Source organism: Arthrobacter globiformis, from assembly GCF_003261175.1.
Classification (GTDB): domain Bacteria; phylum Actinomycetota; class Actinomycetes; order Actinomycetales; family Micrococcaceae; genus Arthrobacter; species Arthrobacter globiformis_A.
Map to the genome: position 1 here is coordinate 1 of NZ_QLNP01000092.1, position 10053 is coordinate 10053.

The following is a 10053-nucleotide window of genomic DNA, read 5'->3' on the forward strand; positions in this document are numbered from 1 at the left end:
CCGTAGCCCTTGACCGTTTTGGCCAGGATCACGGTGGGTTTGCCCTTGAATTCGGTCGCGGCCTTGTACGCGGCGTAGACCTTGCGGTAGTCGTGCCCGCCGCGCTTGAGGTTCCAGATCTCGTCGTCGGTCAGGTCCGCGACGAGGTCCTTGGTCTGTGGGGTTTTGCCGAAGAAGTGTTCGCGGACGAACCCGCCGGATTCGGCCTTGTAGGTCTGGTAGTCCCCGTCCGGGGTTTCGTTCATGATCTTCACCAGGGACCCGTCGGCGTCGCGGGTGAGCAGGTCATCCCATTCCCGGCCCCAGACGACCTTGATCACGTTCCAGCCCGCGCCGCGGAAGAACGCCTCGAGTTCCTGCATGATCTTGCCGTTGCCGCGCACCGGCCCGTCCAGGCGCTGGAGGTTGCAGTTGATCACGAAGTTCAGGTTGTCCAGGTTCTCGTTAGCGGCGAGCTGGAGCAGGCCGCGGGACTCGGGCTCGTCCATTTCGCCGTCGCCCAGGAACGCCCAGACCTGCTGGTCGGCGGTGTCTTTCAGGCCCCGGTTGTGCAGGTACCGGTTGGACTGGGCCTGGTAGATCGCGTTCATCGGGCCGATGCCCATCGACACGGTCGGGAACTCCCAGAAGTGCGGCATCAGCCGCGGGTGCGGGTAGGAAGAGAGGGCGTGGCCTTCCTTGGACTTTTCCTGCCGGAACCCGTCCAGGTCCTCCTCGGAGAGGCGGCCTTCCATGAACGCGCGGGCGTACATGCCCGGGGACGCGTGGCCCTGGAAGAACACCTGGTCCCCGCCGCCGGGGTGGTCCTTACCGCGGAAGAAGTGGTTGAACCCGACCTCGTACAGGGTCGCGGCGCCGGCGTAGGTGGAGATATGCCCGCCCACCCCGATCTCGGGCCGCTGCGCCCGGTGCACCATCACCGCGGCGTTCCAGCGCATGTACGCCCGGTAGCGGCGCTCATACTCCTCGTTGCCCGGGAATTCCGCTTCTTGGTCCACCGGGATGGTGTTCACATAGTCCGTGGTGGTCACCATCGGAACCCCGACGCTCTGCGCCCCGGCACGCTGCAGGAGACTGCGCATGATGTATTGGGCACGCTCCGTGCCCTGTTCCCTGATCAGCGCGTCCAGGGACTCAACCCACTCGGCGGTCTCTTCCGGATCACGATCAGGCAGCTGGTTAGTCAACCCGCTGAGGATATGGGAGGTATCTTCTCCTGCAGCCACGGCAGCCTCGTTTCATCTTTGAATGTTGGGCTCATGTTTTCGTACTGTGAGAAAACATTCTTGCTATTCGAGATTATCCGGCCAGTTCGATCCGGGTCAAACGCCGGTCTGCACTTCGGGCAGTACCGTGTTGCGCTCAACCCAGCGGACGGATTGTGACCGCTTGGGCAATTGGCTTCTTGACCCTAAGGTGATGCAGGTCATACGCTTATTTCACTATTCAACAAGTTTATTTCGCGATGTGGAATAACAGCAATAATCGGCCGGTCATGATCGTTCGATCGAGGGCTCACCACCGCGAAGATCCCAGAAACCGGAGAACCAGATGCAGACGACCCCCTCAGTCGGCGTCGAAACGGAAGGCCCGACGCCGCTGTCGGGCCAGCCGGTTCATCCCGCCGCCGGCGTCGACGCCCTGTGCGAAGCGGCCAGCGCCGCCGCCGACCGCGACATCAGCCCCAACCTCTACAACACCGACCTCGCACCCACCAGGCGGCAAGGGCGCCGCTGGACGGCGTACAGCATCTTCACCCTGTGGGCGAATGACGTGCACAGCCTCGGGAACTATGCGTTCGCCGTCGGACTCTTTTCCCTTGGCCTCGGAGGCTGGCAGATCCTGACGGCCTTGGCGATCGGAGCGGCACTCCTCTTCGTGCTGCTCAGCTTCTCCGGTTTCATGGGGCAGAAAACGGGCGTCCCGTTCCCCGTCATGAGCCGCATCAGCTTCGGCATCCGCGGCGCACAGCTCGCCAGCCTGATCCGCGGCGCGGTGGCCGTGGCGTGGTTCGGTATCCAGACGTTCCTCGCCTCCGTGGTGCTCCGGGTCATGCTGGTGGCCATGGTTCCATCCCTCCACGAACTGGACACCAACTCCATCCTCGGCCTGTCGACGCTGGGCTGGATCTCCTTCGTGGGGCTGTGGATTGTGCAGCTCGTCATCGTCAGCTTCGGCATGGAGATGATCCGCAAATACGAGGCCTTCGCCGGTCCGGTCATCCTGCTGACCATGGTCCTGCTTGCCATTTGGGTATTCACCGAGGCGCACGGTTCCATCCAGTGGACCGGCATCCGTGGCCTCGAAGGCGGCGAGATGTGGCGGACCATTTTCGCCGGCGGTGCCCTCTGGGTGTCCATCTACGGAACCTTCGTCCTGAACTTCTGCGACTTCACCCGCTCCGCCGTCTCCAAGAAGTCCATCGTGCGCGGCAACTTCTGGGGCATTCCGATCAACATGCTCCTGTTCGGCGCCATCGTGGTGGTCCTGGCTGGCGGACAGTACAAGATCAACGGCACCATCATCGAAACGCCGTCGGACATCGTCCAGAGCATCCCCAACACGCTGTTCCTGGTGCTGGCCTGCCTCGCGATCCTCATCCTGACCATCGCCGTCAACCTCATGGCCAACTTCGTGGCCCCCGTGTATGCCCTCACCAACCTCTTCCCCAAGCGGCTCAACTTCCGCCGGGCGGCCTGGGTGAGCGGCACCATCGGCCTGGTCATCCTGCCGTGGAACCTCTACAACAACCCCCTCGTCATCGTGTACTTCCTGGGCGGCCTCGGCGCACTGCTCGGACCCCTGTTCGGCGTGGTCATGGCCGACTACTGGCTGCTCCGCCGCGGCAAGGTCAACGTCCCCGAGCTGTACAGCGAGGACCCGGCCGGTGCCTACTTCTACAAGAGGGGCGTCAACCCGCGGGCCATCATCGCCCTGGTCCCGGCGGCCGTCCTGGCCATCCTCGTCGCCTTCCTCCCGGTCTTCGAGGCCGCCGCGCCGTTCGCCTGGTTCTTCGGTGCCGGCGTCGGTGCGCTGAGCTACTACGTGATCGCCGACCGCCGGCAGCGCTTTGAGGACGCCGACGGCGAAGCGATCGCCGTCGCCAGTACCCACTAAGCAGCCACCCACCCCCAGGAAGACACCATGCGCATACTCGTCGCGAACGTCAACACCACCCAGTCCATGACCGACTCCATCGCCGCCCAGGCGCGCAGCATCGCGGCGCCCGGCACCGAAATCGTCGGCATCACACCGCGCTTTGGCGCCGACTCCTGCGAAGGCAACTTCGAGAGCTACCTGGCCGCGATCGCCGTGATGGACCGGGTGGTCAATTACCCCGAACCCTTCGACGCCGTCATCCAGGCAGGCTACGGCGAGCACGGCCGGGAGGGGCTGCAGGAGCTGCTGGACGTGCCCGTCGTCGACATCACCGAGGCGGCGGCCAGCACGGCCATGTTCCTGGGCCACAAGTATTCCGTGGTCACCACCCTGGACCGGGCCGTGCCGCTGATCGAGGACCGGCTGAAGCTGGCCGGCCTCGACGCCCGCTGCGCTTCGGTGCGGGCCAGCGGGATGGCCGTGCTGGAACTGGAGGAGGAGCCGGAGCGGGCGGTCGAGGCCATCATCAGCCAGGCGCTGCTTGCCGTCCGGGAGGACAAGGCCGAGGTGATCGTCTTGGGCTGCGGCGGCATGGCGGGACTGGACGAACAGATCCGGCAGCGCGCGGGCGTCCCCGTCGTCGACGGCGTTGGCTCCGCCGTGACCATCGCGGAGTCCCTGGTCCGGATGCAGCTCTCCACGTCCAAGGTGCGGACGTACGCCACGCCGCGGCCCAAGACCGTCATAGGCTGGCCGCTGGTGGCGAATAGCGTTTCGACCACCGCGTAGGTTTTCGACAATTTCAGGAGAAGCAGCATGACCGTTCCAGCCACTCCCGGCCGCGTCGCCGTCGTCACCGGCGCCGGATCCGGCATCGGGCGGGCGGTTGCCCGGCAAATGCTGGCGGACGGCTACCGGGTGGCCCTGGCGGGCCGCCGCGAACAGCAGCTCCTGGAAACGGCGGACGGCCACCCGGAGGCGCTTGCGGTGCCGTGCGATGTCACCGTGCCCGACGACGTCGAACGACTTTTCGCCACAATCCTCCGGCGCTGGGGCCGGGTGGACGTCCTGTTCAACAACGCCGGCGTCTTTGGACCGGCGGCGTCGGTGGACGAGATCAGCCTGGCGGACTGGGAGGCCACCGTCGCGGTGAACCTGACCGGTTCGGTGCTGTGCGCCGGGGCGGCCGTCCGGGCGATGAAGTCGCAGTCACCGCAGGGTGGCCGCATCATCAACAACGGCTCGATCTCCGCACATTCACCCCGGCCACGGACCGTCGCCTATGCCGTCACCAAGCACGCCATGACGGGCCTGACCAAGAGTATAGAGCTGGACGGCCGCGAATTCGGGATCACCTGCGGGCAGATCGACATCGGCAACACCGCCACGGAAATCATGGACACCATTGGGGTCGGCTCGGGGGCGCTCCAGGCCGACGGAAGCCGCAGGGTGGAACCGATGTTCCCGGTGGAGGACGCGGCCCGTGCGGTGCTGATGATGGCGGGCATGCCGCCGTCGGCCAGCGTGGGCTCGGTGGTGATCACGGCCGCGGGGATGCCCTTCATAGGCCGTGGCTAACGCTTTCTTCCTTCTCTCCGAGTTTTTGTCCACATATCGCGGCTTAAACGCCCCTCAGCGGCGAATATCTGGACAAAACCTCGTGGCCTCGAAGTCCGGCCTGTGGATAACGTCCCGCAGGCGTCCTTGAGGTGCCTCAATGGAGCATGACCAGATTGTCACCGCTGCCCGAGGAAATCAGTAGCCGGCCCTTCGTCGTGCCCGAAGCGGCGGACGCCGGAGTCCCCGCGGGCAGGCTCTTTGCCCGTGACATGCGCCGCCCAAGCAGGAGCATCCGCGTGCCAAGGTCGTGCAGTCCTGACCTTCCCGCCCTCGTCCGCTCCCACACCGCCCTTGGTCCGGACGTCTTCGCGAGCCTGGTCACCGCGGCGGAAGTCCACGGCGTGCCGTTGCCGCCGTGGGCGGAGTTCAGGCCCGACGGCGGAGGGCCGGTGACCGCCGTCGTCGAGCCTGTGCCATGGGGCAAGAAGAGCGGTCCGCACTCCCGGGAGCCCGGACGGTTCCTCCATCTCGCCAGGGAGAACGGCGGCACGCTGCCGCGCCGCCGCGGCGTCGCCGGGCACCGGCTCAAGATCCGCGAGGGCGATGTTGTGGAGATTGACGGGCTCAGGCTGACTTCCCTGGCCCGGACTTGGTGGACCTCGCCTCCGTCCTGCCCATCGACGACCTTGTGGTGGCCGGCGATGCCATCATCAGCGAGCTCGCCAGGCACTTCGGGCCGCCAAAGGTCGCCATGGTGCCGCTGGCCGAGCTTCGGACGTTCGTGGACGGCGCCAACGGCATCAACGGCGTGCGGATGGCGCGCCTTGCCCTCGACCTGCTGCGCGTCGGCGTCGATTCGCCGCCGGAAAGCAAGCTCCGCCTCCTGCTGGACGACGCCGGGCTGCCGGAGTTCACGCCCAACTGCCGGGTGGACGACGTGCTCAACAGGCTGGTCTGGACGGACCTGGGTTGCCCGCGGTTCCGGACGTGCATCGAGTACGAGGGGCTGCATCACCTGACCCCCGAGCAGCAGGCGCTGGACGCGTACCGCGACCAGCGGGTGTCGGATGCGGGCTGGCGCCAGGTCAAAGTTAACAGCATCGACATGGGCCATGGACGGGAGTGGGTCGTCTCGCGGGTGAAGCAGGCGCTGCGCAAACAGGGCTGGCAGCGGTAGGCGTTTTTGTCCAGATATCGGCTGTTGGAGGGCTTCAAAGTCCCAACAAGTGGACAAAAACTCAATTGTGACCGGTGAAAGCAGTTCCACATTGTGAAAACTAGATTTCCTCTTGCGGAATAGTGTGACCGGGGTTACGTTGGAGACAGACCCCGATCCGGGGCAGTTCCCAATTGATAGGTACAGATCAATGAAGATCCCAGATTCCTCGGCGCTGAAGGCGAGTTCGGTGCCGTCGAAGAAGAAGCCCCTGTATAGGTCGCTCTTCTTCCAAATTCTGATCGCCGTCGTGGCAGGTGTTCTCATAGGGCATTTCTGGCCGGACCTAGGCGCTCAACTGAGGCCGCTCGGTGACGGCTTCATCCAGCTCATCAAGATGATCATCGCGCCGCTGATCTTCCTCGTGATCGTCACGGGAATTTCGGCCGTCGGCGACGTCAAGGCGGTCGGAAGGGTAGGAGTCAAGGCTCTTCTCTACTTCACAGCGGCCACGCTTTTCGCCCTGGTCTTCGGCCTGGTTGTCGGCAACATCGTCCAGCCCGGAGCGGGCCTGAACATCGATCCGAGCACCCTGTCCCAGGAGGCCCTCGACGCCAAGACCGGCCACGCCGTGCCGAAGGACGCCGCGGCGTTCATCCTGGACGTCATCCCCACCAGCGTTATCGGCGCCTTCGCCAACAACAGCCTGCTGCAGGTCCTCTTCTTCTCGGTGTTCTTTGGTGCCGCCATCGTCGTCATCGGCCGCGAGCGGTGCCTGCCGGTGGTCAGCCTCATGGAGACGGTCCTGGAACTCGTTTTCAAGATCATGTCCTGGATCATGAAGGTCGCGCCGATCGGTGCGTTCGGTGCCATGGCCTTCATCATCGGCCAGTACGGGCTGGACACCCTCGGCACCTACGCCATGCTGATCGCCGCCTGCTACGGCGCGGCTGTTATCTTCATCGGGCTCCTGTTCGTCGTGGCCTGGAGCTTCGCCCGGGTTCCGCTGTGGCAGTTCCTCAAGTACACCCGCGAGGAATTCCTGCTGGCCCTGGGAACCGCCTCCACGGAAGCCGTGATGCCGCGCATCATGACCAAGCTGACGAATGCCGGATGCTCCCGGGCCACCACCGGCCTGGTGGTGCCCACGGGCTACTCGTTCAACCTGGACGGTGCGGCGATTTACCTGTCCATCTCCCTGCTGTTCCTCGCCCAGGCCTTCGGCCACCACCTGGACCTCGGCCAGCAGCTCGCGGCCCTCGGTGTCCTGCTGCTGACTTCCAAGGGCATGGCCGGCGTTCCCGGTTCGTCCTTCCTGGCACTGTCCGCCACGGCAGCCGCGCTCGGAATCTTCCCGGTGGCCGGCGTCGCCCTGCTCCTCGGGGCCGACCGGCTCATGGACTCCATGCGCGTGGTGGTCAACCTGCTGGGCAACTGCGTGGCAACCTTCGTGGTTTCCAAGTGGGAGGGCCAGTTCGACCGCAGCGTCATGGTCCGGGCATTCCGCGGCGAAATCACCAACCACGATTCGGCCGTAATGCTCGGCGTGGAGGAGGACTTCCAGGAGCAGGAACTGGAGCGGATCAGCGGGGGCGGGGAGGCTTCGCCCAAGTTCCGCGGCGGCCCGAACCCGGGTGAAATGCCCGAGTTCCAGATGAGCAGGCCGTCGGCAGCCATCAACCACGAATAACGTCAGAGAATTGACGGCAGGATCCCGCCCGGGCTGAGCAGTTCAGTCTGGAGCGGGTCCTGCTGCATTAAGTCCTGTTGCGTTTAGCCGTACTGCATCAGAGCGGGAGCAGCGCCGATAGGTCGGCGCGCAGGCCGGAGGCTGCCACGCGCCCGGCGCTGACGGCGTCCGCCCAGCTCAGCCGCCCGGTCACCATCGCAAGCCAAGTGGCGGCGTCGCACTCGATGACGTTCGGGGGAGTACCGCGCGTGTGCCGCGGGCCTTCCACGCACTGGGTGACGCCGAACGGCGGCACCCGCACCTCCACCGAATTCCCGGGCGCGCGGGCGGTGACCTCCTCGAGCGAATAGCGCACCGCCGTCGCAATCACCGAACGGGGGACGGCCGCAGCAGCCGTATCCGTTGGTACAGCGTCCGACGGCGGGACGGCGCCTGCCGCCCATTCGTTCAGGGCCGCTTGGCCGTCGGCCGGGTCAATTCTGCGGCGCGCAACTGCCACCGGTGCCTCCTTGAAAACTAAAAGTACGTTAGTCCAGCAGGGCCGAGACGGCGTGGCCGAGGCGGATCTTGCCGACAGGACGGCCCCCGCCGAGGACCGGCTCCACCACCTTCTCGAGCACGCTGGACACGCCAGGGATATCGACGGCTCCGCAGGCGGCCAGCAGCGTCAGCCCGACCAGAGAGGTGGCCCGCAGGTTGCCGTCGAGCATCTTGAGGGCCACGGAGACCCCCTGGGACGTGGCCATGACCAGGATGCCCTCGGCGCCGATCTTGGCGATGACGCCGAGCTCCTCCATCACGATGGTGTTGGCCTCGCCCCTGCCCTGGACCGCCCACGGGTAGTCCAGCATGGAGGTGGCGATGGTGGCAGCGCGGGCGTTGGCGGATTTGTCGGAGGGGGCCTTGGCGAGCAGGGAGTAGGCGCGGGCCAGGCCGGTCAGCGAGATGGCGGCCACCGGTGCGCCGCAGCCGTCGATGCCCAGGTGCGCGATCTGTTCGCCGGAATACTCCTCGATCACCGTGCGGATGCGCTGCTGCAGAGGGTGGTTGGGCTCCAGGTAGCTGTGCGTGTCCCACCCGTTTTCGGTGCAGGCCCACAGGAAGGCCGCGTGCTTCCCCGAGCAGTTGAAGGCCAGCCGGGACTTGCCCCGCTCAGACTGGGTCAGCCAGGTGCGTGCCGTCTCGTCCTGCGGCCAGGCGGCAGGGCACTGCAGCTGGTCCTCCTTCACGCCCGCGGCCTTAAGCATGCCTTCGACGACGTCCATGTGGTCGAGCGATCCGGTGTGGCTGGCGCAGGCGAGGGCCACTTGGGCGCCGCGCAGCGGAACGCCGGACTGCATGGCCGCCAGCGCCTGCAGGGGCTTGAGCGTGGACCGGGCCAGGATGGGGGTAGAGATGTCGCCCAGCTGGGTGACAACGTGGCCGTCCGCGGCGAGCACCACGGCCGCCCCGATATGGCGGGACTCCACGAATCCGCTTCGTTCAACCACGGCGAGTTCGACGGCGGAATCCACAGTGAACGTGGCGTGCGAAGTTAGGGCCATGGGCCCAGTCTATGGTGCCGCAGCCTACTCCACGGTGACCATGACCGACTGCCAGCCGGATGCGCCGTCCGGCACCGGATCCGCGCGCTTCTCCGTCTGCACCTCACCGGTTCCGTCCGTTGCCCGCACCTTGATGTAGTGCGAGCCGGGCGTGGCATCCCAGGCGAAGGACCACTGCCGCCAGGTATCCACGGAGGCCTCCTCCGAGAGCACTGCCTCGGTCCAGTCGCCGCCGTCGATCTGCACCTCGACCTTGGGGATACCCCGGGTCTGGGCCCAGGCGGTGCCCCCGATGGGCACCTTCCCGGCCTTCACCACGGCGAAGGATTTGGGTACCTCCACCCGGGCCATCGTCTTGATGGGTCCGCGCTCCGACCAGCCGCGCTGGGTCCAGTAGGCCTTGCTGTCGGCGAAGCGGGTCACCTCAAGGTCCACCACCCACTTCGTGGCGGACACGAACCCGTACAGTCCCGGCACTACCATGCGCACGGGATAGCCGTGTTCCAGCGGCAGCGGCTCGCCGTTCATGCCGATGGCAAGCATGGCGTCGCGGCCGTCCTGCAGGACCTCCAGCGGCGTGGAGGCGCTGAACCCGTCAATCGAGGTGGAGAGCACCATGTCAGCGCCGGCAGTAGGCCTGGCCCGTTTGAGTACCTCGCGGATGGGGAGCCCCAGCCACCTGGCATTGCCGGCGAGGTTGCCGCCCACCGGATTCGAGACGCAGGTGAGGGTCACATGGGACTCGATCAGGTCGGCGTCGAGCAGGTCCTGGAAGGTGAGCCGGACCTCCTCCTCCACCAGCCCGTGCACGCGCAGTTCCCACTCCTCCGCCCTGATTTCCGGGACGCTGAGGGCGGTGTCAATCCGGTAGAAGTCCTTGCCGGGCGTCAGCCACGGCGTCACGCCGGGCGTAGCCGACTGCACGCCGGCGGGCACCGCGGCTGCGGGCCGGCCAGGCGCCGGCAGCCGGAGGGACTCGCGTGCCTGCGCCACGTTGCTGCGCG

At 66.2% G+C, this 10053-nt stretch carries 9 protein-coding genes and 1 pseudogene; 5 read left to right on the forward strand and 5 right to left on the reverse strand.

Annotated elements, in window-relative coordinates; translation table 11 throughout:
* Window positions 1-1226 (reverse strand): annotated as a pseudogene (locus tag DBZ45_RS14900) (pyruvate dehydrogenase (acetyl-transferring), homodimeric type); the annotation flags it as partial.
* Window positions 1227-1551: 325 nt separating this feature from the next.
* Between DBZ45_RS14900 and DBZ45_RS14905 the strand changes: the two are divergent.
* From DBZ45_RS14905 to DBZ45_RS14915, 3 genes are read left to right on the forward strand one after another with little or no spacing between them, the layout of a single operon-like run.
* Window positions 1552-3117 carry an NCS1 family nucleobase:cation symporter-1 gene (locus DBZ45_RS14905; protein ID WP_111904669.1) on the forward strand — a complete coding sequence of 522 codons (1566 nt, stop codon included), beginning with the start codon at window positions 1552-1554 and terminating at the stop codon, window positions 3115-3117.
* 27 nt (window positions 3118-3144) lie between these two features.
* Window positions 3145-3888: an aspartate/glutamate racemase family protein gene (locus DBZ45_RS14910; protein WP_111904670.1), complete on the forward strand. Its 744-nt coding sequence runs from the start codon at window positions 3145-3147 to the stop codon at window positions 3886-3888.
* Between the two features lie 27 nt (window positions 3889-3915).
* Window positions 3916-4677 carry an SDR family oxidoreductase gene (locus DBZ45_RS14915; RefSeq protein WP_111904671.1) on the forward strand — a complete coding sequence of 254 codons (762 nt, stop codon included), beginning with the start codon at window positions 3916-3918 and terminating at the stop codon, window positions 4675-4677.
* Window positions 4678-4835: 158 nt separating this feature from the next.
* Here DBZ45_RS14915 and DBZ45_RS22980 read toward each other — a convergent pair whose 3' ends face one another.
* Complete coding sequence (locus DBZ45_RS22980; RefSeq protein WP_190243147.1) at window positions 4836-5240, reverse strand: hypothetical protein; 405 nt, start codon at window positions 5238-5240, stop codon at window positions 4836-4838.
* A 71-nt stretch (window positions 5241-5311) separates the two neighbouring features.
* On the opposite strand from DBZ45_RS22980, the gene DBZ45_RS14920 reads away from it, so the two are divergent.
* Window positions 5312-5836 (forward strand): endonuclease domain-containing protein, encoded by a 525-nt coding sequence (locus DBZ45_RS14920; RefSeq protein ID WP_223257098.1) that lies wholly within the window; start codon window positions 5312-5314, stop codon window positions 5834-5836.
* A 190-nt stretch (window positions 5837-6026) separates the two neighbouring features.
* Window positions 6027-7505, forward strand: coding sequence for a cation:dicarboxylate symporter family transporter (locus DBZ45_RS14925; RefSeq protein WP_111904672.1), 1479 nt, complete (start codon window positions 6027-6029; stop codon window positions 7503-7505).
* Between the two features lie 97 nt (window positions 7506-7602).
* On the opposite strand, the gene DBZ45_RS14930 is transcribed toward DBZ45_RS14925, so the two are convergent.
* The 3 genes from DBZ45_RS14930 to DBZ45_RS14940 all read right to left on the reverse strand — a co-directional run.
* Window positions 7603-8004 (reverse strand): sterol carrier family protein, encoded by a 402-nt coding sequence (locus tag DBZ45_RS14930; RefSeq protein WP_111904673.1) that lies wholly within the window; start codon window positions 8002-8004, stop codon window positions 7603-7605.
* A gap of 28 nt (window positions 8005-8032) precedes the next feature.
* Window positions 8033-9049: an asparaginase gene (locus DBZ45_RS14935; RefSeq protein ID WP_111904674.1), complete on the reverse strand. Its 1017-nt coding sequence runs from the start codon at window positions 9047-9049 to the stop codon at window positions 8033-8035.
* Window positions 9050-9073: 24 nt separating this feature from the next.
* Window positions 9074-10053, reverse strand: a 980-nt coding sequence (locus tag DBZ45_RS14940; RefSeq protein WP_146617529.1) for a molybdopterin-dependent oxidoreductase, incomplete at its 5' end; no start/stop codon positions are given.

Coding starts and splice junctions, on each gene's coding strand:
- DBZ45_RS14905 (WP_111904669.1), top strand. CDS start 1,552: ATGCAGACGACCCCCTCAGTCGGCGTCGAAACGGAAGGCCCGACGCCG.
- DBZ45_RS14910 (WP_111904670.1), top strand. CDS start 3,145: ATGCGCATACTCGTCGCGAACGTCAACACCACCCAGTCCATGACCGAC.
- DBZ45_RS14915 (WP_111904671.1), top strand. CDS start 3,916: ATGACCGTTCCAGCCACTCCCGGCCGCGTCGCCGTCGTCACCGGCGCC.
- DBZ45_RS14925 (WP_111904672.1), top strand. CDS start 6,027: ATGAAGATCCCAGATTCCTCGGCGCTGAAGGCGAGTTCGGTGCCGTCG.
- DBZ45_RS14935 (WP_111904674.1), bottom strand. CDS start 9,049: ATGGCCCTAACTTCGCACGCCACGTTCACTGTGGATTCCGCCGTCGAA.